The sequence below is a fragment of the Actinoplanes sandaracinus genome, from assembly GCF_030009775.1.
GTDB lineage: Bacteria > Actinomycetota > Actinomycetes > Mycobacteriales > Micromonosporaceae > Actinoplanes > Actinoplanes sandaracinus.
In genome coordinates, this window is record NZ_JASCTH010000012.1 from 1 (window position 1) to 25,238 (window position 25,238).

Annotated in this window: 23 protein-coding genes; 13 read left to right on the top strand and 10 right to left on the bottom strand. The window is 71.9% G+C overall.

Going from position 1 to position 25,238, the window contains the following annotated elements; translation table 11 throughout:
• From QLQ12_RS19065 to QLQ12_RS19075, 3 genes are all read right to left on the bottom strand, one after another.
• A partial coding sequence (locus QLQ12_RS19065; RefSeq protein WP_282761552.1) for an endonuclease/exonuclease/phosphatase family protein occupies window positions 1-904 on the bottom strand: 904 nt, incomplete at its 3' end.
• A gap of 22 nt (window positions 905-926) precedes the next feature.
• Complete coding sequence (locus tag QLQ12_RS19070) at window positions 927-1,817, bottom strand: alpha/beta fold hydrolase (protein WP_282761553.1); 891 nt, start codon at window positions 1,815-1,817, stop codon at window positions 927-929.
• Window positions 1,818-1,909: 92 nt separating this feature from the next.
• Window positions 1,910-2,275 (bottom strand): hypothetical protein, encoded by a 366-nt coding sequence (locus tag QLQ12_RS19075; RefSeq protein ID WP_282761554.1) that lies wholly within the window; start codon window positions 2,273-2,275, stop codon window positions 1,910-1,912.
• Window positions 2,276-2,519: 244 nt separating this feature from the next.
• Here QLQ12_RS19075 and QLQ12_RS19080 point away from each other — a divergent pair, with 244 nt between their 5' ends.
• Entirely contained in the window at window positions 2,520-2,729 is a 210-nt protein-coding gene (locus tag QLQ12_RS19080; protein ID WP_282761555.1) for a hypothetical protein, read from the top strand.
• A gap of 13 nt (window positions 2,730-2,742) precedes the next feature.
• On the opposite strand, the gene QLQ12_RS19085 is transcribed toward QLQ12_RS19080, so the two are convergent.
• A complete protein-coding gene (locus QLQ12_RS19085; protein ID WP_282761556.1) occupies window positions 2,743-3,240 on the bottom strand; it encodes a TIGR00725 family protein in 498 nt (165 codons plus the stop codon).
• A 219-nt stretch (window positions 3,241-3,459) separates the two neighbouring features.
• Between QLQ12_RS19085 and QLQ12_RS19090 the strand changes: the two genes are divergently transcribed.
• From QLQ12_RS19090 to QLQ12_RS19100, 3 genes are read left to right on the top strand one after another with little or no spacing between them, the layout of a single operon-like run.
• Window positions 3,460-5,496 (top strand): NADPH-dependent 2,4-dienoyl-CoA reductase, encoded by a 2,037-nt coding sequence (locus tag QLQ12_RS19090; RefSeq protein WP_282761557.1) that lies wholly within the window; start codon window positions 3,460-3,462, stop codon window positions 5,494-5,496.
• A 12-nt stretch (window positions 5,497-5,508) separates the two neighbouring features.
• A complete protein-coding gene (locus QLQ12_RS19095) occupies window positions 5,509-6,303 on the top strand; it encodes a crotonase/enoyl-CoA hydratase family protein (protein WP_282761558.1) in 795 nt (264 codons plus the stop codon).
• Between the two features lie 11 nt (window positions 6,304-6,314).
• Window positions 6,315-6,872 carry a PadR family transcriptional regulator gene (locus QLQ12_RS19100; protein WP_282761559.1) on the top strand — a complete coding sequence of 186 codons (558 nt, stop codon included), beginning with the start codon at window positions 6,315-6,317 and terminating at the stop codon, window positions 6,870-6,872.
• 34 nt (window positions 6,873-6,906) lie between these two features.
• Here the strand turns inward: QLQ12_RS19100 and QLQ12_RS19105 are convergent, their stop codons facing one another.
• Complete coding sequence (locus tag QLQ12_RS19105; RefSeq protein WP_282761560.1) at window positions 6,907-7,683, bottom strand: CDP-alcohol phosphatidyltransferase family protein; 777 nt, start codon at window positions 7,681-7,683, stop codon at window positions 6,907-6,909.
• 71 nt (window positions 7,684-7,754) lie between these two features.
• Between QLQ12_RS19105 and QLQ12_RS19110 the strand changes: the two genes are divergently transcribed.
• From QLQ12_RS19110 to QLQ12_RS19130, 5 genes are all read left to right on the top strand, one after another.
• Window positions 7,755-8,729, top strand: coding sequence for a zinc-dependent alcohol dehydrogenase (locus QLQ12_RS19110; RefSeq protein ID WP_282761561.1), 975 nt, complete (start codon window positions 7,755-7,757; stop codon window positions 8,727-8,729).
• Window positions 8,730-8,796: 67 nt separating this feature from the next.
• Window positions 8,797-9,195, top strand: a complete 399-nt coding sequence (locus tag QLQ12_RS19115; protein WP_282761562.1) for a 6-pyruvoyl trahydropterin synthase family protein — start codon at window positions 8,797-8,799, stop codon at window positions 9,193-9,195.
• The gene (locus QLQ12_RS19120) at window positions 9,192-10,295 is read left to right on the top strand and encodes a glycosyltransferase family 4 protein (protein WP_282761563.1); all 1,104 of its coding nucleotides are present in this window, start codon (window positions 9,192-9,194) and stop codon (window positions 10,293-10,295) included. Before QLQ12_RS19115 ends, QLQ12_RS19120 begins: the two co-directional genes overlap by 4 nt.
• A gap of 186 nt (window positions 10,296-10,481) precedes the next feature.
• Window positions 10,482-11,261: a class I SAM-dependent methyltransferase gene (locus QLQ12_RS19125; RefSeq protein WP_282761780.1), complete on the top strand. Its 780-nt coding sequence runs from the start codon at window positions 10,482-10,484 to the stop codon at window positions 11,259-11,261.
• 120 nt (window positions 11,262-11,381) lie between these two features.
• Window positions 11,382-12,458 (top strand): lysylphosphatidylglycerol synthase transmembrane domain-containing protein, encoded by a 1,077-nt coding sequence (locus QLQ12_RS19130; RefSeq protein WP_407651515.1) that lies wholly within the window; start codon window positions 11,382-11,384, stop codon window positions 12,456-12,458.
• 8 nt (window positions 12,459-12,466) lie between these two features.
• Here the strand turns inward: QLQ12_RS19130 and QLQ12_RS19135 are convergent, their stop codons facing one another.
• Complete coding sequence (locus tag QLQ12_RS19135; protein ID WP_282761565.1) at window positions 12,467-13,159, bottom strand: RibD family protein; 693 nt, start codon at window positions 13,157-13,159, stop codon at window positions 12,467-12,469.
• A 130-nt stretch (window positions 13,160-13,289) separates the two neighbouring features.
• Here QLQ12_RS19135 and QLQ12_RS19140 point away from each other — a divergent pair, with 130 nt between their 5' ends.
• Genes QLQ12_RS19140 through recQ form a run of 3 tightly spaced genes read left to right on the top strand, consistent with a single transcriptional unit; the run spans window position 13,290 to window position 18,150 of the window.
• A complete protein-coding gene (locus QLQ12_RS19140) occupies window positions 13,290-13,943 on the top strand; it encodes a GTP cyclohydrolase II (RefSeq protein ID WP_282761781.1) in 654 nt (217 codons plus the stop codon).
• 50 nt (window positions 13,944-13,993) lie between these two features.
• Window positions 13,994-16,084, top strand: coding sequence for a SpoIIE family protein phosphatase (locus QLQ12_RS19145; RefSeq protein WP_282761566.1), 2,091 nt, complete (start codon window positions 13,994-13,996; stop codon window positions 16,082-16,084).
• 35 nt (window positions 16,085-16,119) lie between these two features.
• Entirely contained in the window at window positions 16,120-18,150 is a 2,031-nt protein-coding gene (gene recQ, locus QLQ12_RS19150; RefSeq protein WP_282761567.1) for a DNA helicase RecQ, read from the top strand.
• A gap of 143 nt (window positions 18,151-18,293) precedes the next feature.
• On the opposite strand, the gene QLQ12_RS19155 is transcribed toward recQ, so the two are convergent.
• Together QLQ12_RS19155 and QLQ12_RS19160 are read right to left on the bottom strand one after the other, a co-directional pair.
• On the bottom strand, window positions 18,294-18,965 hold the full coding sequence (locus tag QLQ12_RS19155; protein ID WP_282761568.1) for a YceI family protein: 672 nt from the start codon (window positions 18,963-18,965) through the stop codon (window positions 18,294-18,296).
• 204 nt (window positions 18,966-19,169) lie between these two features.
• Window positions 19,170-19,577 (bottom strand): VOC family protein, encoded by a 408-nt coding sequence (locus QLQ12_RS19160; RefSeq protein WP_282761569.1) that lies wholly within the window; start codon window positions 19,575-19,577, stop codon window positions 19,170-19,172.
• Window positions 19,578-19,747: 170 nt separating this feature from the next.
• On the opposite strand from QLQ12_RS19160, the gene QLQ12_RS19165 reads away from it, so the two are divergent.
• Entirely contained in the window at window positions 19,748-21,247 is a 1,500-nt protein-coding gene (locus QLQ12_RS19165; protein ID WP_282761570.1) for a hypothetical protein, read from the top strand.
• Between the two features lie 61 nt (window positions 21,248-21,308).
• Here QLQ12_RS19165 and ppdK read toward each other — a convergent pair whose 3' ends face one another.
• On the bottom strand, window positions 21,309-23,987 hold the full coding sequence (ppdK, locus tag QLQ12_RS19170) for a pyruvate, phosphate dikinase (protein ID WP_282761571.1): 2,679 nt from the start codon (window positions 23,985-23,987) through the stop codon (window positions 21,309-21,311).
• Window positions 23,988-24,430: 443 nt separating this feature from the next.
• Window positions 24,431-25,123, bottom strand: coding sequence for a hypothetical protein (locus tag QLQ12_RS19175; protein ID WP_282761572.1), 693 nt, complete (start codon window positions 25,121-25,123; stop codon window positions 24,431-24,433).
• Between the last annotated feature and the right edge of the window lie 115 nt (window positions 25,124-25,238).

Here is a 25,238-nt window from a genome sequence, read left to right on the forward strand (position 1 = left end):
TGATGACCCGGATCGAGCGACACGAACAGAAAGAGCAGAACCTCCAGCAACCCGCCGGCTGCAATACCCAGCCTGCCGCACACGCCCTGGCCGCATAACCCCCGAAGAATTTACGAACCCAAGCACTTAGGCCCAGCCCGGAGACGACCGGTTCCAGGCCGCGGTCGTCCACCGTGGCGTTCAGGTCGCCGAGCAGGACCACCCGGGGGACGGGCTCGGCCGCCAGGGCCGCGGCGAGCCGGCGGGCGCTGTCGTCGCGGCGTGCCGTGTCGAGGCCGCCCACGCCGAGCCGCACCGACGGCAGGTGGACGACGTAGACCGCGATGTCGCCGTGCGAGGTCCGCACGACGGCGCGCAGCCCGCGGTTCCAGTCGGCGCCGAACCCGGCGGGCCTGATGTCCAGCGCGGTGGCCTCGGTGAGCGGATGCCGGGACCACAGCGCCACGGTGCCGTGCACGGTGTGGTGGGCGTATTCGGCGGGGAACGCCGCCGTGTAGGCGGGCAGCGCCGCCGGGACGATCTCCTCCAGCGCGACCAGGTCGGGGCCGGCGGTGAGCAGAGTGCGGACGGTCGCGGCCGGATCTGGGTTCTCGTCGCTGACGTTGTGCTGGACCGCCACCAGGTCGTGCGGGGTGTCGCCGTCCGGGATCAGGTGGCCGCCGAAGATCGCGAGCCAGGCGGCGAGCGGCAGCACCGAGGCGATCAGCGCCGGCCGGGAGCCGCGCCAGGCGGCGAGAACGAACAGGACCGGCACGGTGACCCCGAGCCACGGCAGGAACGTCGGCAGGAGACTGCCGCCCGGCAGCACCCGGTGGAAGGCGAGCGACGCGGCCACCAGAACCGCGCCGGGGACGAGGACGAACCGGCCGAACCGGTCCCGCCCGGCTTGGCCGACGATCCGCATCCGGCGATGCTCGCACAGCCGTTCAAGCGGCGGGCGTCAGGATCTCGCGGAGCACCTGGTCCCAGACGGCGCGGGGTGGAGACTCGTGGCCGACGCCGTCCAGCCAGACGAGGCGGGCGCCGGGGATGCACCGGGCCAGGTCTTCCGGATGCCCGGCGGGGAAACGCCGGTCCAGGGTGCCGTGCAGGACGACCGTCGGCACGGTGATGCCGCCGAGCAGGTCACGGACGGTCGGGCCGTAACCGGTGAGGCGGTGGTTAAGGCGGGTGGCGGCCAGGTCGGCCGACCGGTCGAAGACCCGCTCCGCGAGCCGGCGCAGGTGCGGTTCGTCAGCGGTGAACGGGCCGCCGCCGGCCCGGATCTCGTCGATCATGCGGGCGACCGCCGCCTTGCGGTCCGACCAGTCGGTCTCGTCGGTGGCCGGGGGCGCCTCGACCGTACGCACACCGGCCGTGACCGTGCCCGCGGAGACCGCGACCGGTCCGCCGGCCGCGACCGGAGGCGTCGGGGGTGTCGCGCCGTCGGCGCTGGTCGAGATGAGGGTGAGGCTGAGCACCCGGGACGGATGATGCACCGCGAGGCGCTGCGCGAGGACGCCGCCGTGCGAGAAGCCGACCAGATGCGCGGCCGGCACGTCGAGCGCGTCGAGCACCCCGACCGCGTCGTGCAGGAGGTCGGCGGCGCAGTAGGAGGGGGCGCCCGCCGGATAGGAGGTCGACCGCCCGGTGTCCCGTTGGTCGTATCGGATGACGAACCTGTCGCCGGCCGCCAGCCGCCGGCAGAACTCGTCGTCCCACCAGTCCATCGAGCTGGCATCGCCGGCCAGGAGAAGCAGGGGAGCCTCGTTGGGCTCGCCGAACGTCTCCACGCACACATGGATGCCGTTGACCGGCATCATCGTCTCGTGCACCACGTGTTCATTGTGGCCAGCCTCACCGACAGCGAGGTTACGCGGACATCACATCGGGGGACCAGGCCGCTGAGAGGCCCGGTCCCCCGTCGCCCCTACCGGTGGGCCGGCAGGGCGGCGGCAGCCCGTGCCTGGCCACGCACCACCCGCAGCGACGCCGCGGTCAGGGCGAGTGCGATAACGAACAGCGTGAGGTGCAGGTACGGACTGGCGATCGGCACGAAACCGATGATCGCGACCGGGATCTGAACGATCCCGATCAGCGCGGCGAGCAGCCAGCGACGGCCGCCGCTCCAGAGCAGGGCCGTCCACACGGGTGCGGAAGCGACCAGCAGGGTGAGCCCGTCCAGCACGGTGTGCATGACCGGGTCGTGCACCGCGGTGTGGGCGAACGCGCTCGCGGGCGAGGCGATCCACAGCCCGGCGAGGGCGAGGGCGAGAACGACAGCGGCACGACGCATGGGATCCTCCAGCGTAATCAGACCGTTGCTGCGAGTAATCACCGTAGCATCCGGGGCGCGAGTCACGTCGATTCATTCGCCCGGCAGGGCTGTTACACAGAGTGGCACTTGAGGTTCAGGATCTTGACCGATCAGCCAGGGGACTACTTTTAGTGATCATGACTAGCCTGCACCAGTGCGTTTGATCGAACTTGCGATGACCAGTGCGCTCACGGTGAGTATTGCCGGCGTTTCTTACGTTGCGTTGAACCCCAGGGACCTGGAGTCCCGTGCCCAGAAGGTCGCCGACCAGGCGACCTGCCGGACGGTGGACACCGCGATCGTGGGCTACCTGATGAACAACGGAGCGGCGCCAGCCTCGATCGGGCAGCTGACCGACTACGTCCGGGGTGACATCTCGCGGTACCGCATCGTCGACGGGGTCGCCGCGGGCCCCGGATGCGCCCGCGCGTAGGCGCGGAAGAAGTTCACCAGAACGCAACACCGGGACCTCCCGCGCCGCGCAGGGCTTCCGCGACCGCGTCCTCCGGCGTCGCCGCGTGACGGAGTCCGGGCACGGGCGCGCCGTCGGCCCGCACGACCCGCCAGCCGCCGAGCGACACCACCGGGATTCCGCCGCGTCGCATGGCCAGGGCGATCTCACTGAGCGTGCCCCACGACCCGCCGATGCCGATGACCGCGTCGGCGGACCAGACGATGACGGCGTTCCGGGCCTGCCCCATGTTCGTCACGACGGTCACCGAAAGGTCCGGGGAAGCCTCTTCCGTGCCGTCACCGGGCCGGATGCCGACGACCGTCCCACCCTTGCCGCGGGTGCCCGCGGCCACCGCGGCCATCACCCCGGTCCCGCCGCCGCAGAGAACGACAGCGCCGTGCCCGGCGAGCAGTTCGCCCACCCGCCGGGCGTGCGCGGCCTCTTCGGCGGTGCATTCCGCCGGCCCGCAGACAGCCACTTGAACAGCCACGCCTCCCCTATCCCCACCCAGCCGTAGCCCACGCACGCCACCCACCACCAGAACACGCGTCAGCGACGGCTGACGCCGCCGGGCCTGCGGCGCACAGGGCCGGGCCGACGAAACGCCGGGCGGCGGGAGGGGTTCAGGAGCGGCCTATAGGCAACTTGTTGCATAGGTGTTTTGTTGTCTATGCTGCGGCGGCCAGTTATCCGCGAGGAGGCCGACGACATGGGCACTGCGTTTCCGACCCTGCTCAGCCCGCTCGACCTCGGGCACACCGTGCTGCGCAACCGGGTCGTCATGGGCTCCATGCACACGAAGCTCGAGGACCGGGCGCGTGACCTGCCGAAACTCGCCGCGTTCTTCGCCGAGCGGGCCAAGGGCGGCACCGCCCTCATCGTCACCGGCGGTTACGCGCCGACGTGGCGGGGCTGGCTTCTGCCGTTCGGCAGCCAGATGACCACGACCGGACAGGCCCGCCGGCACCGCACGGTGACCGACGCCGTGCACCAGCACGACGGCAAGATCCTGTTGCAGGTGCTGCACGCGGGGCGGTACGCCTACCACCCGTTCAGCGCCGCCGCGTCGCGGAAGAAGTCGCCGATCACGCCGTTCAAGCCGCGCGCGATGAGCGCCCGCGAGGTCGACCGCACGGCGACCGCGTTCGCGAGGGCCGCGGCCCTGGCGAAGCGGGCCGGCTACGACGGTGTCGAGGTCATGGGCTCCGAGGGCTACCTGATCAACCAGTTCCTGACCGCCCGCACGAACGACCGCACCGACGCCTGGGGCGGCAGCGCCCAGAAGCGGATGCGGTTCCCCCTGGAGATCGTGAAGCGGACCCGTGACCTGGTCGGCGCCGACTTCATCGTGCAGTACCGGATCAGCCTGCTCGACCTGGTCGACGACGCGCAGTCCTGGGAGGAGACCGTCGAGCTGGCGCGCGGCCTCCAGGAGGGCGGCGTGTCGATCCTGAACACCGGGATCGGCTGGCACGAGGCCCGGGTGCCGACCATCGTCACGTCGGTGCCGCCGGCCGCGTTCGCGTGGGTGACCGGCAAGCTGCGGCGCGAGGTGTCGGTGCCGGTGATCGCCTCGAACCGGATCAACCGCCCGGAGATCGCCGAGCGGATCCTCGCCGCGGGCGACGCCGATCTGGTGTCGATGGCCCGCCCGCTGCTGGCCGACGCCGAGTTCGTGAACAAGGCCGCCGAGGGCCGGGCGAGCGAGATCATCACCTGCATCGCGTGCAACCAGGCCTGCCTCGACCACACGTTCAGCAACAAGCGGGCCACCTGCATGCTGAACCCGCGCGCCGGGTACGAGACCGAGCTGGTGCTCTCGCCCACCCGTACCGTCAAGAAGGTCGCTGTCGTGGGGGCCGGCCCCGCCGGCCTGGCGGCGGCGGTGGAGCTCGCCGGCCGTGGGCACCGGGTGGAGATCTTCGAGGCCGCCGAGCGGATCGGCGGGCAGTTCCGGCTGGCCGCGCGCATCCCCGGCAAGGAGGACTTCGCCCACACGCTGACCTACTACCAGCACATGATCGAGACCCGCGGAATCACCCTGCATCTCGGCAAGCGCGTCGCCGCCGATGATCTGACCGGGTTCGATGACGTGGTCGTGGCGACCGGGGTGACGCCGCGGGTGCCGCCGATCCCCGGGATCGAGCACCCGTCGGTGGTGACCTACCAGCAGGTCGTGGGCGGGGACGCCCCGGTCGGCGCGCGGGTCGCGGTGATAGGCGCCGGCGGGATCGGCTTCGACGTCGCCGAGTTCCTGCTGCACGAGCCGGGCGAGTCGGCCGAACACTGGATGCGGCGCTGGGGGGTGACCGATCCCGCCGAGCAGCGCGGCGGCCTCACCATGAAGGTGAAGGCCCCGCCGCGGCGGGAGGTGCACCTGCTCCAGCGCAAGGACAGCGCGCTCGGCAAGGGCCTCGGCAAGACCAGCGGCTGGGTGCACCGCGCGACCCTGCAGGACTCCGGGGTGGCGATGCTGCGCGGCGTCGAGTACGTCCGCGTCGACGACGAGGGCCTGCACATCACCGTGCCGGCGAACCCGAAGGACCCGAAGTCGCCGCGGGAGGCCCGCCTGCTGGCGGTGGACACCGTGGTGGTCTGCGCCGGCCAGGAGTCGGTGCGTGACCTCGTCGCGCCGCTCACCGCCCGGGGCGTCGCGGTGCACGTGATCGGCGGCGCCGACGTGGCCGCCGAACTGGACGCGAAACGCGCGATCAAGCAGGCGACCGAGCTCGCCGCACGCCTGTAAAGGACTCATGACATGACCCTGGTGACCACCCGGATCGAGGACGGCGTCGCGCACGTGCGCCTGGCCCGCCCCGACAAGCTCAACGCCCTCACCCTGGACACGCTCGCCGAGCTGGTCGCCACGGCCGGGCGGCTGCGCCGCGACCGTACGATCCGGGCCGTGATCCTCGCCGGCGAGGGCGCCTCGTTCTGCGCGGGCCTGGACATCCCCGGCACGCTGAAGCAACCGCGCCGGATCGTCGGCGCCTTCCTGCCGGCGCCGTGGCGCGGGACGAACCTGTTCCAGGAGGCGTGCTGGGCGTGGCGGCGGGTGCCGGTCCCGGTGATCGCGGCCGTACACGGCCACTGCTACGGCGGTGGCCTGCAGATCGCGCTGGCCGCGGATTTCCGCTTCGCCACCGGCGACTCGAAGTGGTCGGTGCTGGAGGGCAAGTGGGGCATCATCCCCGACATGACCGGCATCCGGACCCTGACCGAGGTGGTCGGGCTCGACGTCGCCAAGCGCCTGACGATGACCGCTGAGGAGATCTCCGGCGCCGAGGCCGACCGGCTCGGCCTGGTGACCGAGGTGCACGACGACCCGATCGCCGCCGCCACCGCGTTCGCCCAGCGGCTCGCCGGTCGCTCCCCCGACGCGGTCGCCGCCGCGAAACGCCTGCTCGACGGGGCGGTGACGGCCAGTGCCCGGCGCACGTTCGCCCGCGAGCGACGGGTTCAGCTGCGCCTTCTCACGCTGCGGAACACGAAGATCCTCCAGCGTGCGGCGATGAAGCGGACGGCTCCCGAGTTCGGTCCGCGCGGCTCGTAACCTTTAGTCCCGTGTCGCTTCGCAACGCTGTCCTCGCCGCCCTCATCAACCGTGAGGCGTCCGGTTACGAGCTGGCCAAGCAGTTCCATGTGTCGGTGGCGGCCTTCTGGACCGCCACCTCGCAGCAGCTCTACCGCGAGCTGGAGAAGATGGAGGCCGAGGGGCTGCTGTCGGCCCGGGTGGTCGCCCAGTCCAAACGCCCCGACAAACGGCTCTTCTCCCTCACCGACGCCGGGCGGTCGGCCCTGCGGGCCTTCACCCGGCAGGACCCGAGACCCACGACGGTACGCGACGAGCTGCTCGTCCAGATCGAGGCGCTGGCCCACGCCGACGTGGCCTGCGTCCGGTCGTCGATCGAGGCTCGGATCGAGTCGAGCGCGCGCCGCCTGGAGAGTTACGAGCAGCGCCTGAAGGAGATCCTCGGCGACCGCGGCGACGAGGAGTTCCTCTCCACCGGCAACCGCATCGGCCCGTACCTGACGTTGCAGCGGGGCATCATCTTCGAGCGCGAGAACATCACCTGGGGCCGGCTCGCCCTCACCGTCCTGGACCGGCGTTTCCCCAGCTGATCAGCCGGCTGGGTCGATCAACCGGCTGAGTCGATCAACCGGCCATGGCGTGTTCGCGGTTCGGGGCGGACCAGCGGCTGCGGGCCGTCTCACTGACGCGGGACGCGCGGTAGAGCCAGGCGATGTCGCAGCCGAACGACCAGGTCAGCGGGGCCAGCACGACGACCAGGGCGAGCACGGCCACCAGGGTCGGCAGCAGGCCGCTGGCGACCGCGACGAGGATGACGCCCTGCACGGCCGCGACCACCTTGCGGCTGAAGCGCGGCGGGGTCGGGGCGTTCAGCCAGGGCAGCGCCCACGAGGCGGCGACGAAGGCGTAGCGGAAGACGCCGATCGCGACGGCCCACCAGCCCAGCTCGGAGCCGGCGTAGACGCTGAGGACCAGGACGAGGATGGAGTCGATCTCCATGTCGAAGCGGGCACCCAGCGAGGTGGTGGTGCCGGTACGGCGGGCCACCTGGCCGTCGATGCCGTCCATGGCGAGGGCGACCCCGGCGAGGGTGACCAACAGCGCGACCGGCGTCTCGGCGCCGGCGACATGGGCGACGATCAGGGCGGTCACGCCGCCGGTGAGGATCGCCCGGCTAAACGTGACCGAATTCGCCCATCCGAGCCGGGTCATTCCCGCACGCTGGAGAGCGAGACCCAGCAGGCCGCACAGGACGGCGCCGTAGACCACCCCGGCCACCAGGCCCCACGTGCTGAGACCCACCGTGACGGCGAGCGCGCCCAGCAGCAGGAGCTGGGCGACGAACCCGGCCAGCGGAGCCCGGTACGGACTCGTCGTGGTCGTGGCGGTACTGATGGTCACCGTTCCTCCTGGACGTAGGGTTTAGCCGCTGTCCCCGATTGACACGCTCGCCGGGGACTTTTGGTTCAGTGATGGAAGGGAAGACTTTGACGGCGCGCGCGTTCTGGTTGACTTGCCCGGGAACCGGCGAGATACGCACCGAACAGGTGCCCACTCCCTCGCCGACCGATGTGCTGGTGCGCACACTGCACACGGGAGTGAGCCGTGGCACGGAGACGCTGGTCTTCCAGGGACGCGTCCCGCGGAGCCAGTGGGCGACGATGCGGGCTCCCTTCCAGGACGGCGATTTCCCGGCCCCGGTGAAGTACGGCTACCTCAACGTCGGCGTGGTCGAGGACGGCGACCCGTCGCTGACCGGGAAGACCGTCTTCAGCCTCTACCCGCATCAGACCCACTTCGTGGTCCCGGCGTCGGCCGTCACGGTCGTCCCGGACGGGGTTCCGCCGGCGCGTGCGGTGCTGGCCGGGACGGTGGAGACCGCGGTGAACGCCGTGTGGGACGCGGCGCCGCAGATCGGCGACCGGATCACGGTGGTCGGTGGCGGCATGGTCGGCCTGTCGGTCGCGGCCGTCCTGGCCGGTCTGCCCGGTACCGACGTGCAGCTGGTGGACGTCGACCCGGGCCGGGAAGCGATCTCCAAACTACTGAACGTCGGGTTCGCGCACCCGGACGACGCGCGCGACGGGCGCGACATCGTCATCCATGCGAGCGCGACCGAGCAGGGCCTGCACCGCTCGCTGGAGCTGCTCCGCACCGAGGGCACGGTCGTCGAGCTGAGCTGGTTCGGGGACCGCCGGATCGCCGTGCCGCTGGGTGAGTTCTTCCACAGCAAGCGCCTGACGATCCGCAGCAGCCAGGTCGGCGGCATCTCCCCCACCCGCCACCGCAGCTACGCCGAGCGCCTCCAGGTGGCCCTCGACCTGCTGAAGGACCCCCGGTTCGACGCCCTCATCACCGGGCACGACCGCTTCGAGGACCTGCCGCGGGTGCTGCCGCGGCTCGCGGACGGCACCCTGAAGGCCCTCTGTCACGTGATCGACTACTGACCGGGAATTGATCTTTCGACATCGGGTACCCGTAGTACCGCCACGAACCGCACAGAGGAGAGAACCCTTGTTCAGCGTCACCGTCCGCGACCACATCATGATCGCGCACAGCTTCTCCGGCGAGGTCTTCGGACCGGCCCAGCGCCTGCACGGCGCCACCTTCGTGGTGGACGCGACGTTCCGCCGACCCGAGCTGGACGACGACAACATCGTGGTCGACATCGGCCGGGCGAGCGAGCAGCTGCACACCATCTGCTCCGGGCTCAGCTACCGCAACCTCGACGACGACCCGGAATTCTCCGGCGTCAACACCTCCACCGAGTTCCTCGCCAAGGTCATCGCCGACCGCCTCGCGGTCCGCGCGCAGGCCGGCGAACTCGGCCCCGGCGCGACCGGCCTCACCGGCATCTCGGTGACCCTCCACGAATCGCACATCGCCTGGGCGTCCTACGAGCGCACCCTGTGATTCACCCGCTGTTCGCGGTGCTGCCGGCGTCGATCGACGACCCGGCGGCACCCAGCGGCGGCAACCGATACGACCGCGAGGTCCTCCGCCGCCTCACGGCCGGTCCCTCTTCCGAAGACCCCGACGGGGTACGGCCCACGCCATCCGCCCCGCGCAAGAGGCCGCTGCCGCTCTTCCGGACGCGGGAGCTCCTGCTCGACGGGAATTGGCCCCGCCCCGCCGAGCCGGACCGCCGGGCCCTGACCGCGATCCTCGGCGACCTGAGCGACGGCGCGCTGGTCCTGCTGGACGGCCTGATCGCGTGCGGTGTCCCGGAACTGCTGGAACCCCACGCGAACCGCCTCCGGCTGGCGATCCTGGTCCACCTGCCGCTGAGCGACGAGACCGGCCTCCCGGACGAGGAGGCCGCCGCACTGCGCGCGTGCGAGTCCCGCGCCCTGCGCCTGGCCGCCGCGGTGATCGCCACCAGCACCCCCGCCGCCCGCCGGGTCGAACAGATGCACGGTCTCTCCGGCGTCCACGTCGTCCCGCCGGGCGTGGACAAGGCTCCGCTCGCGCGGCCCTCCCCCACCGGCGGCCGCCTGCTGAACGTGGCGTCCCTGACCCACCGCAAGGGCCAGGACCTTCTGGTGGAGGCTCTGTCCCGGCTGACCGGCCTGGACTGGACCTGCACGATCGCCGGCGCCGGCCGCCTTCGGCTGCCGGCCGGGCCGGTGGGCGCGCGCGTGCACGTCGCCGGGCCGTTGAGTGGCGGCGCGCTCGACGACGCGTACGCGAACGCGGATCTCTTCGTGTTGCCGTCGCGGGCCGAGACGTACGGCATGGTGGTGACCGAGGCGTTGGCCCGTGGCCTGCCGGTGGTGGCGACGGACGTCGGGGGTGTCCCGGAGGCGCTCGGCGCCGCCCCGGACGGCGGCCTTCCCGGCCGCCTGATCCCGCCGGACGACCCGGAGGCCCTGGCTGCCGCCCTGCGCGACTGGCTGACCGACCCCGGCCTGCGCGACCGCTGGCGGGCGCACGCCCGGGCCCGCCGACAGACCCTGACCGGCTGGGACGAGACCGCCCGCCGCCTGGGTGAGGTGCTCGATGACATCACCTGACACGCCCCGGCGCGAGCGACGATGCCGAAGGAGGCAGACATGACCGAGGTACACGGCAGGCCGGAGACGGGCAGCCCCGCCGGGACGGCCGGCACGACCGGCGCCGGTGGATCAGGAGCCGAGATCATCACGTTCAGTGAGACCGGGCCGGCGCCCGCCGACGGGATCCGCGGGGCGGGACCGACCATGAGCGCGCCGGAGGAGGGCGAGTTCAGCGCCGGGTGGCTGACCCTGCGGGAACCCGCCGACGCGGCCGCGCGGGCGCTGGATCTGGTCGAACAGCTTCCCCGGCCGGTGCGGACCGTGCGCGACCTCGGCTGCGGGACCGGTTCGCTGGGGCGCTGGCTGTCACCGCTGTTGCCGCCCGGCCCACAGCACTGGATCATGACGGACCGGGATCCGGCGCTGCTGCTGCGGGCGGCGAACGGCATGCCGGACGGGGTGACGGTCAGCACACAGCGCCTGGATGTCGCCGAACTCACCGCCGCCGACCTGGCCGGAACGGATCTGGTCACCTGCTCGGCGCTGCTCGACCTGCTCACCGCCGACGAGGTCGCCCGGCTGGCGGAGGTCTGCGCCCAGGCCCGCGTGGCGGTGCTCTTCACCCTCTCGGTGACCGGGGAGGTGCGGCTGGCGCCGGACGACCCGCTGGACGCCGAGGTCACGGCCGCTTTCAACGCTCACCAGCGGCGGGTCGTCGACGGGCGGCGGCTGCTCGGACCGGACGCCGCGGAGGCCGCCGAGGCCGCGTTCGTGCGGGTGGGAGCGCGGGTGACCGTACGCCCGAGCCCGTGGCGTCTCGGCCCGGCGATGCCCGCCCTCACCGCGGAATGGCTGCGCGGATGGGTCGCGGCGGCCCTGGAGGAGCGCCCCGGCCTGCCGCTCGGCGACTATCTGGAGCGCCGTTTGGCGGCACTTCCGCACGCTTCCGTGGGACACAAGGATGTTTTAGCGATCTTCAACTGAACCGTGGGTGGCTGACCGGGCGTACTAGTCCTCGAGAGCGACGAGGGGACATGGGACGTGACGCGATCTATCTGGGCCTGGCTACGCCTGCTGGGTGGGGCCGGAATTCTGGCCCTGGTGATGTGGCGACTCGGGACCGGGGCGTTCCTGGACGGCCTTCGGGTGCTCGACACGGGCGCTCTGGTGGCGGCGCTGGGGATCGGCGCCGCGACCACGGTGCTCAGCGCATGGCGCTGGTGCCTGGTGGCGCGCGGGCTGGGCATGCGGCTGACGCTGAAGGACGCGACGGCCGACTACTACCAGGCGTTGTTCCTGAACGCGGCGCTGCCGGGCGGGATCCTCGGCGACGTCGGGCGGGCGGTGCGGCACGGCAAGGATTCCGGCGACCTGGGCCGCGGGGTCCGGGCGGTCGTCCTGGAGCGCACGGCGGGAATGATCGTCCTGCTGGTGGTGGGGGCGGCGGTGCTCGTCACCGTACCCTCGCCGGTCTTTGATCTCCTCCACGCGAACGGGGCGCGGACCGCCGCGGTGACCGCGGGGATCGCCTCGGCCGGCGTCCTGGTGTTCCTCGGCATGCGGCGGCTGCGGCGCGGGCGCTCGAAGGCGGCGGGCGCAGCCCGGGCCGGGATGAGCGAGATCCGCGCGGGGCTGCTGTCGTGGCGCAGCGGGCCGGGCGTGCTGCTCGCCTCCGCGGCGGCGCTCGCCGGGCATCTGGCGACGTTCCTGGTCGCGGCGCGTGCCGCCGGCAGCGTGGCGTCGCTGCTGGAGCTGGCGCCCCTGCTGCTGCTGGCGCTGCTCGCGATGGGCCTGCCGATCAACGTCGGCGGCTGGGGACCCCGTGAAGGGGTGATGGCCTGGGCGTTCGGCGCCGCGGGCCTGAGCGCGGCGCAGGGCCTGACGATCGCGGTGGCCTACGGCATCCTGGCGTTCGTCGCGGCCATCCCGGGCGCGGTGGTCCTGGTGGTGCGGCTGGTGGCGCGCCGCGCGGAGAAGCCGCGGACCGCTCCGGCGCTGACCCCGGCGATCGCGGCGGCGCCCGCTTCGCCCCTGACTCTCAGCCCGGCGATCGCGGCGGCGCACGTTCCGGCGATGGCGCCGGCTCCGATCATCGTGCCGCTGCCCGCCGCCCGCGTTCTCCGGGCGGCGGTACGGGTGGAGGCTCGGCGTCCCGCCTACTCCGGTGGTGTCCCGGCTTGACGGAAAGGTCAGGGCTCACCGAAACGTTCGGACAGGGCGTACCGCAGCAGCACCACGTCACCGATCGGGCGGACCTCAGCGAGGGTCGCCCGGTTGTCGGAGCTCCACGGAAAGGCGCCGTCGTAGACGAACCGCGGCGCCCGCGAATCACCGACGAAGAACGGCGCCACCACCAGCTGCAACTCGTCGGCGATCCCGGCGGCGAGGAACTGGGTGTGCATGTGGCCGCCGCCCTCGACCATGAGCCGGCGCACGCCCCGCGCGCCCAGGTCGGCCGAGACCAGCCGGACGTCGACCGGATCGCCGCCGTCCACCACGGTCGCGCGGCCGCCGAGCAGCTCACGCGCCCCCTCGACGGTCGACGTCGCACAGTAGACGAGCTTGTCGGCGTCACCCGCGGTGAAGAAAGACGCCTCCGGGTCGAGGTGGCAGCTGCCGGTTACGGTGACCTTCACCGGGTCCGGTTGCGCCCCTCGGGCGATCCGGGCGGCACGGCGGGCCCCGGACCGCACCATCAGCCGCGGGTTGTCCTGCCGGATCGTCCCGGCGCCGACGAGGATCGCGTCGCACTGGGCGCGGACCGCGTCGACCCGGTCGAAGTCTGCTTCGTTCGAGAGGAGCAGGCGCTCCTCGGTGGTGTCGTCGACGTAACCGTCGATGGACATGCCACAGCTCAGCAAGGTGTAAGGACGCTCAGCCACCGATGACGCCTCCAGGAATCGGACCTCACCATAATCCCCGTGTGCGGGGGCCGGTCTCTGGGCAGTGCATCACCGGCGCGCCGAGTACGGCGGAACCAAACGAGGAGGACCGATGTTCGAAGCCCCGGCCATGCCGATGACCGTCACCAAGGCCACCATGCGGCGGCAGGTGACCGTACCGCTGCGGTTCCCCGACGGCTACGCGACCAGTGCTCGGGTGATGACATTCGACGGGCTCGCCGACGGGAAGGAGCATCTCGCCCTAGGCCTCGGTGACTGGCAGCGGGCGCTGACCAAGTCGGCGGCCGGTGGCCGGGCTCCGCTGGTCCGGCCGCACAGCGAGTGCCTGACCGGCGACGTCTTCGGCAGCCAGCGCTGCGACTGCGGCCCGCAGTTGCGCGAGGCGGTGGAGCGGATCGCCGACCAGGGCGGATTCCTGCTCTACCTGCGGCAGGAGGGCCGTGGCATCGGCCTGTACGCCAAACTCGACGCCTACGCCCTGCAGGACGACGGCCTCGACACCTATCAGGCGAACGTGGCGCTGGGCCGGGGCGAGGACGAGCGCGACTACACCGCGGCCGCGCAGATGCTGCTCGCCCTCGGCGTGGACCGGATCCGGCTGCTCAGCAACAACCCGGACAAAGCCGGCCAGCTCGCCGCGCTCGGCATCGACGTGACCCAGCGGATCCCGACCGGTGTGCACCTGTCCGCGGCCAACGTGCGCTACCTGAGCGTGAAGGCTTCTCATACCGCTCACACGATCGATCTGCCCCTGGCCGAGTGACGTTCGGCGCCTTCTGCCGACCGGTCCGGCACGATGGCATGGTGACGGGCGTGGACATACCGGAAGCCGGCGACCAGCAGGCGGGCGACCAGCAAGCGATGGCGTCGGCAGTCGATCAGCTGCCTTTCATCGTCATCGTGGGTGAAGGGCCGGACCTGGTGGTGCGCGCCTACAACGCGGCCACCCGGGCGGTGCTGCCCGGCCGGGATGTGCTGGGCCGGGCGATCCGCGACGTGCTCAGCGACCTGTCCGGGCAGCAGTTCGTGGACGCCTTCTACGAGGTGTACCGGACCGGGGAGCCGATCAGCGGCAAACAGTGGCGGGTTCACCTGAACCAGCCGGACGGCTCTGTCGGCGAGATGTTCGCGACGTTCGCGCTCGTCCCGTGGCATCACGCCGACGGCAGCCTGCGCGGGGTGATCGGGGCCGCGTTCGACGTCACCGACCTGGCCCTCGAACGGCAGGCGGCGGTCGCCGAAGCGGACCGGCAGCGCCGCCGCTACGAGCAGAGCCGCGACGTGGTCAACGCGCTCCAGCGGGAACTGCTGCCGGTCGGGCTGCCGGTGCTGCCCGGCCTCCAGGTGGCGGCCGGCTACCTGCTCGCCGACGCCGGCACCCAGGCCGGCGGGGACTGGTACGACGCGGTCACCACCCCCGACGGGCGGATCGCGCTGATGGTCGGCGACGTGGTCGGGCACGGGGTGACCGCGTCGGGGGTGATGGGGCAGCTCCGGGCCGTCCTTCAGGAGCGGCTCGACGCCGGGGCGAGCATCACCGAGGCGCTGAACGCGGCGGACCGGCTGGCCGGGCGGGTGCGCGCGGCGTACGCGGCGACGGTCAACGTGGTGATGCTGGACCCGGGGACCGGGGAGCTGTCGTACTGCACGGCCGGGCATCCGCCGCCGCTGATCATCCCGGCATCGGGCCTGGACGGTGCGGGTCTGGGCAGTGCGGGCCTGGGCACTGCCCGCTATCTGGAGGGCACGCGGGGCACGCCGCTCGGCACCGGCGGCTCCTTCCCGGTGCGGACGGACCTTCTCCGGCCCGGTGAGACCCTGCTGCTCTACACCGACGGGATCCTGGAACGGCCGGGCGCCGGCCCGGACGCCGCCGCGGAGCTCGCCCAGGTGGCCACGGACGCGGCGGCCGGGCGGGCCCTGCACGACCCCTCCGCGACGGCAGCGGAACGGGTCTGCACGCAAACCCTCGAACTGCTCGTCCGCTCCGGCGGGCACGCCGACGACATCACCCTGCTGGCGGCTCAGCGTGTTCCGGCCGTACCGGAGATGATGTTGAATCTGCCGGCGGAGCCGGTCGCCCTGCGCGGCTCCCGCCTCGAGATCGCCGCCTGGCTGGCCGCCGCGGGCGCCGCCGACGAGGACGTCTTCGTGATCCAGCACGCGATCGGCGAGCTGGCCACCAACGCGATGGAGCACGCGTTCGGCGGCGACTTCGGCCGCGACGTCATCGAGATCCGTGCCCGGTTGCTGGCCTCCGGGCTGGTCGAGGCGACCATCACCGACCACGGCGGCTGGCGGGTCCCGGAACGGCAGCCGACCCGCGGAAGGGGTCTGGCGCTCACCGCCCAGTTGGTGCAGAGCCTGCGGGTGGAACCGGGCGTCGACGGGACCGTCGCCACCATGCGGCACCCGCTGCTCCGGCCGGCACGGCTGCTGGCCAGCTTCGCCGAATCGGTGGGAGGCGAGATGGTGGGGAGCGAATCGGTGCGGACGCCGCCGCACGCCGGCGACATGACGATCACGGAACTTCCCGGCGACGACGAGGCCCGGATCCGGCTGGACGGGCCGGTCGACGCGGCGTCAGCGGCGGAGGTACGCGCGGAACTGTTCCGCCGCAGCCGCGGCGGAACCGTGCCGATGACCGTCGACCTGTCCGGTGTCAGCCACCTGGCCAGCGCCGGAGTGTCGGCGCTGCACGAGGTGGCCGCCCAGCACCTGATCGAGAAGGCGCCGCTGACGCTGATCGCGGTGTCCGGCAGCCCGGCCCGGCGCATTCTCGACCTGGTCGGTCTCCCGTCATCCCCGGATCTCCCGTCATCGGTCAGTCTGCCGTCATCCGCAGGCCTCCCGTCATCCACAGGTTTGCCGTCATCCACAGGTTTGCCGTCATCCACAGGGTGAATCCGATCATCGGCTCGGCTCTCTAGACTCGCCAGGTGACTTCGGCTCCCCCTCAACCCGTGTCCAGCGCCGTCGACGCCCTCAACCGGGTCTTCGGCTACCCGTCGTTCCGCGGCCAGCAGGGCGACATCGTCGAGCACGTGATCGCCGGCGGCGACGCCCTGGTGCTGATGCCGACCGGTGGCGGCAAGTCGCTCTGCTACCAGATCCCGGCGCTGGTCCGGCCGGGCACCGGCGTGGTCATCTCGCCACTGATCGCCCTCATGCAGGACCAGGTCGACGCGCTGCGCACCCTCGGTGTGCGGGCCGGCTTCCTCAACTCCTCGCAGGACTACGACGAGCGCCGCCTGGTCGAGGCCGAGTTCGTCGCCGGTGAGCTCGACCTGCTCTACGTCGCACCGGAGGGCCTCGGCACGGCCGGGGTGCAGCGGCTCCTCGACCGGGGGAAGATCTCGCTGTTCGCGATCGACGAGGCGCACTGCGTGGCGCAGTGGGGCCACGACTTCCGGCCCGACTACCTGTCGCTGTCGATGCTGCACGAGCGCTGGCCCGACGTGCCGCGGATCGCGCTGACCGCCACCGCCACCCCGGCCACCCGCGACGAGATCGCCACCCGGCTGCGGCTCACCGACGCCCGCCACTTCACCGCCAGCTTCGACCGGCCCAACATCCAATACCGCATCGTCGGCAAGAACAGCCCGGCCAAGCAGCTTCTCGACCTGCTGCGCACCGAGCACGCCGGCGACTCCGGCATCGTCTACTGCCTGTCCCGGGCGTCGGTGGAGAAACACGCCGAGTTCCTGTCGGAGCACGGGATTCCCGCGCTGCCCTACCACGCCGGCCTCGACTCGCGGACCCGCGCCGCCAACCAGTCCCGGTTCCTGCGCGAGGACGGCCTCGTCATGGTCGCGACGATCGCCTTCGGCATGGGCATCGACAAGCCCGACGTGCGGTTCGTCGCCCACCTGGACCTGCCGAAATCGGTCGAGGGGTACTACCAGGAGACCGGCCGGGCCGGGCGCGACGGGCTGCCGTCGACGGCCTGGCTGGCGTACGGGCTGCAGGACGTGGTCCAGCAGCGCAAGATGATCGACAGCTCCGAGGGTGACCTGACGTTCCGGCGCAACGCCGGCCGGCACCTCGACGCCATGCTGGCGCTCTGCGAGAGCGTCACCTGCCGGCGGGCCCAGATCCTGGAGTACTTCGGCCAGACCTCCGTCCCCGAGACGTGTGGCAACTGCGACACCTGCCTGTCGCCGCCGGAGTCGTGGGACGGGACCGTGCCCGCGCAGAAACTGCTGTCCACGGTGTTCCGCCTGCAGAAGGAGCGCAACCAGAAGTTCGGGGCCGGTCAGTCCATCGACATCCTGCTCGGCAAACGCACCGACAAGGTCAGCCGGTTCCGGCACGACGAGCTCACCGTCTTCGGCATCGGCGCCGACCTCAAGGAAGCCGAGTGGCGCGGCGTCGTGCGGCAACTTCTGGCCGGCGGCTTCCTGTCGGTCGAGGGCGAGCACGGCACTCTGACGCTCACCGATCGCAGCGGCGAGGTGCTGCGCGGCGAGCGCAAACTGCTGATGCGGCGGGAGGTCGCCACCCCGCGGACGGCCCGCACCAGCTCCCGTGGCAGCTCCGCCGCGGCACCCGCCGCTGATCTGTCCCCCGAAGGCGCCGCGCTCTTCGAACGCCTGCGGGCGTGGCGTGGGGCGACGGCCAAGGAGCAGAGCGTCCCCGCATACGTGATCTTCCACGACGCGACGCTGCGGGCCATCGCCGCGCTCGCTCCGGCAAGCCTCGACCAGTTGGGCACGGTGAGCGGCGTCGGCCAGTCGAAACTGACCAAGTTCGGCGCCGACGTCCTGGCGACGGTCCGTGGCGAGCCGGCCACCTCCGGTGCGGGTGCCGGGGCCTCGGGCGATGCCGCCGCCGATCCGCCTGCGGCGTCTCCCCGCGCCTCGGTGCCGAGGCCCGCCCGCTCAGCCTCCACACCGTCCTGGAGCGGCGACGACGATGTGCCGTTGCCACCCGAGCCCGACTTCTACGACGACGTCCCCTACGAGGACTGACAACCCGGCAAGCCGTCGCCCAGACGTCCCTCGGCCCGCCGAGGACGTGCCTGGGCGACGGCCCGCCGGCGGCGCGCCCAGCGGGATGCGGGTGCCGGGTGCGGGTGCCGGGTGCGGGTGTCGGGGTGCGGTGTGGACAGCCGTCAGGACTCGCGGATGGCCTCGCCGGCGATCTCGATGTGGATCTTCTTGCCGACCAGGACGCCGCCGGCTTCCAACAGCACGTTCCAGACCAGGCCGTAATCCTCCCGGTCCAGTTCGGCGGTCGCGCTGAACCCGAAGATGTCCCGCGCGTACAGATCACGCCGGGCCCCGCCGAACTCCATCTGCATGTCGATCGGCCGGGTCACGCCCTTGACCGTCAGATAGCCCTTGAGGACGAACCGGCCGGATGCCCGGGTCGCCGCGGGCGGTAGGTCGGCTGCCGTCCCTCGGCGGCCGAGCGGATTGTTGCGCAGCCGCGCCCAGTGGAAGATGGGGTCGCTGTCGGACTCCCAGACGAGGCTGCTGCTGCGATATTCCAGCGTCGGGAAACGGTCCACGTCGAGGAAGTCCGGGCTGGACAGGTGCGCGTCCCGCTCCGGATTGTGCGTGTTGATGCTGCGCGCGCGGATGGTCGCGCTCACCGACGAACGCAGCGGGTCCGCCGCCACCGTGATCCTCGCCGAGCCCTCGGCGAACTCGCCCCGGATCGGGCTGACCATCATGTGCTGTGCGACGAATCCGATGCGCTTGTGGGCTTCGTCCAGTGTGTAGACCCCTGGCTCCGGAATGACCAGGCCGTTCCACTCACGGACCGGTCGTTCGACCGTCACGTAGCTCTCCCCCTCGCCAGCATCGTCGCCGCGGCGCGCGAGGCCCCCCGGCCCGCCCGATGCTGATTTCGCGAGGATTCTAAGCATCACCCTCTTCGGACAGTCAGCCCCGGAGCGTGAGCACCACGAGGCTCGTCATACGGGGCGCGACATCGTGGTTCCGCAAGGCGCGGGCGGGAGCCGGCCGGCGCCCGCCCCTGCCCGTTATCGCCCGGTGATGTTGACCATCCACGGAATGCCGAACCGGTCCACGAGCTGACCGAACTCGTCGCCCCACACCTGCTTCTCCAACGGCATCCGCACCTGCCCGCCGGCGGCCAGCTTCTCCCACGCGCCGCGCAGGGTGTCACCGTCGTCGCCGCTCAGGCTGACGGTGATGTTCTCGCCGGGCTTGTACTCCATGCCGGGCGGGCAGTCGGACGCCATCAGGGTGTAGCCCTGCGGCGTCTCCAGCTGGGCGTGCATCACCAGGCCGGCCGTGGCCGGATCGGGGGCGCCGAACTCGCCGAACGTGTTGACCTTGAGCTCGCCACCGAAGACCGAGTGATAGAACTCGACGGCCTCGCGCGCCTTGCCGTTGAACGTCAGGTAGGGGTTGAGCAGGGACGCCATGAGATTCCTCCGTCGTCGTCGTTGACACCGTCCCCTCGCCACGTTAGACCCGCCCTCCGACATTGTCGGCCGGATGTCCCACGATCCACCCGCTCGTGGCGCCACGGGGCGGCCGATGTCGCACCCCGCCGGTAGCATCCGGCGCAGCGACCAGGTTCGATCGAGGGGGGATGATGGGGACGACCGGCGATCCCGGCGTCACGGCGCTCGACCGCGGCCTGCGGCTGTCGCTCCGGGCCCGTTCCGGCAGCGACGGCCCGTTCCTCCGGCTCGTCGACCGGGCCCTGGCCGAAGCGCTGTCCACCGGCGCCGACCTTCCGCGCATCCTGCACCTGAGCGTGCTCCGCGCGCGGCTGACCGGCCCCGTGACGCCGCCGTCGCCGCCCTACTCGCCGGCCGGCGCGGTCGCCGCCGGCGAGGAGCACGAGGTCTACCTGGGGGAACTACGCAGCAGGTGGGCGCGGCACACCCACCGGCATCTCTACCTCACGCCGGCCGGCATGCTGCGGGCGCTGCTCCCGCCCGCGCCGCTGCCCGGCAACCCGCACTCGCTGGCCCGGCTCCTCCGCACGTTCGTCATCCTCCTGGCTCCCACCGACCGCCGGGCGGCGACCGCCCTGGCCGCCCTGATCGAGACCCCGGGCGAGGCCGTCGCCGCCGACTGCGCGCTGGTCGAGGCCGCCCGGGAGGCCCACGACCTCGACGGCGAGGCGCACGCCTGGACCAGGCAGCGCCAGCTGCTCATCCGCATGCCGTCCTGGTGCTGGCCGGGCCACCGCACCGAGCACGACAGCGACGTGCTGGCCTATCTGCGGCCCGACCACCGGGCCCGGTTCGACGCCGCGATCGGTGTGCTCCCGTTCGCCGCCGACGTGGGTTCTGCGCTGCTCACCGGCCTGCCGGGGCTCGACGGCGTCTACCGCGGCGCCTACGCCTGTCACGGCTCTCACGCCTACACCGCCGATCGTCTGGCCGGGCGCCGTCCCGTGCCCGAGTCGGCCCGCGCGCACGACGAGGCCCGCCGCGACCCGGCCGGCGCCGGTCCGATCGTCACCGCCGTCATCTCGGCGAACGAGCAGGTCCTCGGCGGCGCCGAGCTTCCCGTCGACGATCCGGTCTACCGCCTGCACGCCCGGATCACCGCCCGGACCGTCCGTGCCCGCCGGCTCAGCGCCGACGACCTCACCCCCGAGCCGGTTTCCGCCCCGCTCGACCCGGAGCGCCTTCCGGCCTATGCCGAGATCGTCCGCCAGAACGCGGACAGCCCGATAGTCGCCGCCCTGGCCGGCCGCGTCCGCGCCGACGCCACCGTCCACGACGACCGCGAGGCCCTGCTGATCCTGGCCGACGCCGGTTACGCCGATCCCGGCCCGCTGCTGGACGGCCCCGACGAGCCGTGGCCCGACCTCTCCGCGCTGCTGTTCCGCCACCGTCCCGAGGAGGCCGCCCGCCGGCTGAGTGCCGCCGCCCTGGCGGACTGGCCGGTCGCCGCGGCCATGCTGGAGCACGCCGCCGCCGAGCTGCTCGCCGCTTCCGGCCCCCGGGTGGCCCACGCCCTGCACGACGCCGTGGTCCGGGCCTTCACCTGCGCGGCCCCACCCGGCGCGGACCCACCACCGGTGGTCGACGGCGCCTACGCCTGCCGACAATCTCCCTCGACAGAATCGTGATGCGGTGACCACCTCTCCGGGTGGTCCCCGCATCACGATCGCCGCTTGACGCCAAGTGCGGTCAGCGGTGGTCGGAGCCCTCGGAGGTGACCGCCGCGCGACCGGCCTCGAGGCGGGCGATCGGCACCCGGAACGGCGAGCAGGAGACGTAGTCCAGGCCGACCTCGTGGAAGAAGTGCACGGAGTCGGGGTCGCCGCCGTGCTCCCCGCAGACGCCGAGTTTGAGGCCGGGCCGGGCGGCACGGCCTTCCTCCGCGGCGATGCGGACGAGGCGGCCGACGCCGTCGGCGTCGATGGACTCGAACGGGGAGATGCCGAAGATCCCGAGTTCCAGGTAACGCCAGAAGAACGCGCCTTCGACGTCGTCGCGGGAGAAGCCCCAGGCCATCTGGGTGAGGTCGTTGGTGCCGAAGGAGAAGAACTCGGCGGCCTCGGCGATCTGCCCGGCGGTGAGCGCCGCCCGCGGCACCTCGATCATGGTGCCGATCAGGATGTCGACGCCCGAGTCGCCGACGGTCGACGCGATGATCTTCTCGGCTTCGGCGCGGACGGTCTCCAGCTCCTGCACGGCCCCGACCAGCGGGACCATGATCTCCGGGCGCGGCTTGCCGCCTTCCGCGGCGAGGGCCACCGCGGCCTCGGCGATCGCACGGACCTGCATCGCGAACAGACCGGGAATGACCAGTCCGAGGCGTACGCCCCGCAGGCCCAGCATCGGGTTCTGCTCGTGCATGCGCCGTACCGCGGCCAGCAGTTGCTCGTCGTGCTCGACGTTGCGGCCGTGCTCGTGCGCGACCGCGACCTTGACCGCCAGCTCTTCCAGCGACGGCAGGAACTCGTGCAGCGGCGGGTCGATGAGCCGCACCGTGACGGGCAGGCCGTTCATCTCCCGGAAGATCTCCAGGAAGTCGGCCCGCTGCAGCGGCTGGAGGGCGGCCAGGGCCTCGTTGCGTTCCGTCTCGCTGCGCGCCAGGATGAGCCGTTCGACCAGTTCACGGCGGTCGCCGAGGAACATGTGCTCGGTCCGGCACAGGCCGATGCCCTGGGCGCCGAACCGTCGCGCGCGTGCGGCGTCGGCGCCGGTGTCGGCGTTGGTCCGCACGTACAGGCGCCGCTTCTCGTCGGCGTGCGTGATGATCCGGTGCACGGCGGCGACCAGCGGGTCGTTGGCGCGCAGCGGGTCGAGGTCGCCCTCGAAGTACTGCACGACCTCGCTGGGCCGCACCGGGACCTCGCCGAGGTAGACGCGGCCGGTGGTGCCGTCGACGGAGATGGTGTCGCCCTCGCGGACCGTCTGCGAGCCGATCGTGAAGAAGTCACGGCCGACCTCCATCTCGTCGGCCCCGCAGACGCAGGTCTTGCCCATGCCGCGGGCGACGACGGCGGCGTGTGACGTCTTGCCGCCGCGGCTGGTGAGGATGCCGTTGGCGGCGATCATGCCGGGCAGGTCGTCGGGGTTGGTCTCGCGCCGGACCAGGATGACCGGCTTGCCCTCGGCGGCGACCTCGACGGCGCGCTGGGAGGTGAAGACGACCTGCCCGTACGCGGCGCCCGGGGAGGCGCCGACACCGCGGGTGAGCGACGCCGGGTCGGAGGCGAGGTCGAAGCGGGGGAACATCAACTGGGCGAGCTGGGCGCCGGTGACCCGGGTGAGCGCCTCGTCGATGTCGATGACGCCTTCGTCGACGAGCTGGGCGGCGATGGTGAACGCGGCGGCCGCGGTGCGCTTGCCGACGCGGGTCTGCAGCATCCACAGTTTGCCGCGTTCGATGGTGAACTCGATGTCGCACAGGTCCCGGTAGTGGCCTTCCAGGGTGGCCATGATCTGCATGAGCTCGTCGTACGACTTCTTGTCGAGCCCTTCCAGGTCGGCCAGCGGCAGCGTGTTGCGGATGCCGGCGACCACGTCCTCACCCTGGGCGTTGGACAGGTAGTCGCCGTAGACGCCCTGCTCGCCGGTGGCCGGGTCGCGGGTGAAGGCGACGCCGGTGCCGGAGTCGGAGCCGAGGTTGCCGAAGACCATGGCGACCACGTTGACGGCGGTGCCGAGGTCGGTCGGGATGCGTTCCTGCCGGCGGTAGAGGACGGCACGGTCGGCGTTCCAGGACCGGAAGACCGCCTCGACGGCGAGGTCGAGCTGCTCGCGCGGGTCCTGCGGGAACTCGTGGCCGGTGTGCTTGACGAACACGTTCTTGTACGCGGTGACCAGCGCCCGCAGGTCGTCGGCGTCCAGCTGCACGTCGTCCTTGACGCCCTTGGCGACCTTGGCGTCGTGCAGCGCGTCCTCGAACTCGTGGCCGGGAACGTCGCACACGGTCTTGCCGAACATCTGGATCAGCCGCCGGTACGAGTCCCACGCGAACCGGTCGTTGCCGCCGGCCTGCCGGGAGAGGCCGGCCACCGACGCGTCGTTGAGCCCCACGTTGAGGACGGTCTCCATCATGCCGGGCATGGAGAACTTCGCGCCGGAGCGCACCGAGACGAGAAGCGGGTCGCCCGGGTCACCGAGGCGGCGCCCCATCTTCGTCTCGAGCGCGGCGAGGTGCTCGTCGATCTCGGCGGCGAGTCCTTCGACGTGGGTGCCGTTGTGCAGGTACTGCTTGCACGCTTCGGTGGTGATGGTGAAGCCGGGGGGCACGGGCAGGCCCAGGTTGGTCATCTCCGCGAGGTTGGCGCCCTTGCCTCCCAGGAGGTCCTTGAGGTCCTTGTTGCCTTCGGCAAAGTCGTACACGAACTTCATGCCCATACCTCCGGTTAAGAATCCGCGGCGGGTATCAGTTCCTGCCCTGGGATTCGTAAGGCTAAGCACGACCCGAGTGAATAGTTAACAGTGCCGTGGCTTTTTCCACACCGGCGCGGAGAAGCGTGATCGGTACACGCTCTCTCCGCGCACCATTGCGCACCGAGCCCGGACAGGGTTGTCGGTCGACAAGAGGGCTGCTGCTGATCGAGTTGCCGGAGGCGGCTGCCGGGACGGTTCACGGCGGAAAATAAGGTCGCCGCTGCGAATTCCACGGGGGAAGAACTCGCAACGGCGCACCGCGAACATTAGACGACGTTCGTCCGGCTGTCCATCCCAGCCGTCAACCGGATTTCGACCTCGCCTCAAACGGCCCACCGCCGCCGGCCCACGAGCCGACAGCCCGTGAGCCGTCGGCTCACGGGCTGGTGATCAACGGGCGGCTAGCCCACGCGCTGCACGACGGATCCGACGAGGCGCCGCCAGTCGGTCTCGAAGCTCGGGGAGGCGCTCGCGTTGTCGAGCCGGTAGATGGCGTAGGTGTCGACCAGCACCACGTTACGGGTGCGCAGCACGGCCACGGCGGTGTCCGCGGTGCCGGGGTGCGCCGACTCGTACAACTTGTGCCGAATGATCACGAACCCGGACCAGGCGCCCTCGGCCAGGTCACGGACCTCGACGTTCTCCTGGTAGGCGGGCTCGTTGCGGTCGGCGGTCACGGTCGCGGGCACGTCCGTCGACGGCGCGCACTGCCCGGCCACCGTCCGCAACAGGCCGAGCCCGGCCTCGGCGCTGGCCGCGTCGGCGTAGACGAGCGCGGTCTGCTGCAGTGTCTGCGCGCCCTTCTCGCCCTCGTCGGCGGCGGCCGACGAGACGATCTCGGCGCCGGGCGGCACCTGTGGCGGGGTGCTGGTTCCGCCGCAGAAGCTGACCATCTGCTGCGGGTCGGCGCTCTGCTGCGGTGCGGCCCAGGCCGGGCCGATGTCGGCGGGCTGCAGGAACGCTCCGCGCATGGTGGTGACGGTGATCAGCCCCTCCTCGGGGCCGCCGTCGTCGGAGGAACTGCACCCGGCCGCCATCACCAGGGCGCAGGTGGCGCCCACTACGGCGCGGAGGGGTCTGGCGGTCAGGAACATCCGGCCATCCTGTCAGACGTCCCGGCGGCGGCACCGGCTGCTGCCCGGTCGTGTGTCCGTCGCGTGCCCGTCGCGCGCGGCGCCGATCACGGTTAGCGTGGCTCCAGGCAGTGTC

What these genes read in the sequence shown, in the direction of transcription:
- QLQ12_RS19075 (WP_282761554.1), bottom strand. Translation starts at nt 2,275, where the DNA reads ATGCGTCGTGCCGCTGTCGTTCTCGCCCTCGCCCTCGCCGGGCTGTGG.
- QLQ12_RS19090 (WP_282761557.1), top strand. Translation starts at nt 3,460, where the DNA reads ATGGGCACTGCGTTTCCGACCCTGCTCAGCCCGCTCGACCTCGGGCAC.
- QLQ12_RS19095 (WP_282761558.1), top strand. Translation starts at nt 5,509, where the DNA reads ATGACCCTGGTGACCACCCGGATCGAGGACGGCGTCGCGCACGTGCGC.
- QLQ12_RS19110 (WP_282761561.1), top strand. Translation starts at nt 7,755, where the DNA reads ATGGAAGGGAAGACTTTGACGGCGCGCGCGTTCTGGTTGACTTGCCCG.
- QLQ12_RS19125 (WP_282761780.1), top strand. Translation starts at nt 10,482, where the DNA reads ATGAGCGCGCCGGAGGAGGGCGAGTTCAGCGCCGGGTGGCTGACCCTG.
- QLQ12_RS19130 (WP_407651515.1), top strand. Translation starts at nt 11,382, where the DNA reads ATGTGGCGACTCGGGACCGGGGCGTTCCTGGACGGCCTTCGGGTGCTC.
- QLQ12_RS19140 (WP_282761781.1), top strand. Translation starts at nt 13,290, where the DNA reads ATGCCGATGACCGTCACCAAGGCCACCATGCGGCGGCAGGTGACCGTA.
- QLQ12_RS19160 (WP_282761569.1), bottom strand. Translation starts at nt 19,577, where the DNA reads ATGGCGTCCCTGCTCAACCCCTACCTGACGTTCAACGGCAAGGCGCGC.
- QLQ12_RS19165 (WP_282761570.1), top strand. Translation starts at nt 19,748, where the DNA reads ATGATGGGGACGACCGGCGATCCCGGCGTCACGGCGCTCGACCGCGGC.
- ppdK (WP_282761571.1), bottom strand. Translation starts at nt 23,987, where the DNA reads ATGAAGTTCGTGTACGACTTTGCCGAAGGCAACAAGGACCTCAAGGAC.
- QLQ12_RS19175 (WP_282761572.1), bottom strand. Translation starts at nt 25,123, where the DNA reads ATGTTCCTGACCGCCAGACCCCTCCGCGCCGTAGTGGGCGCCACCTGC.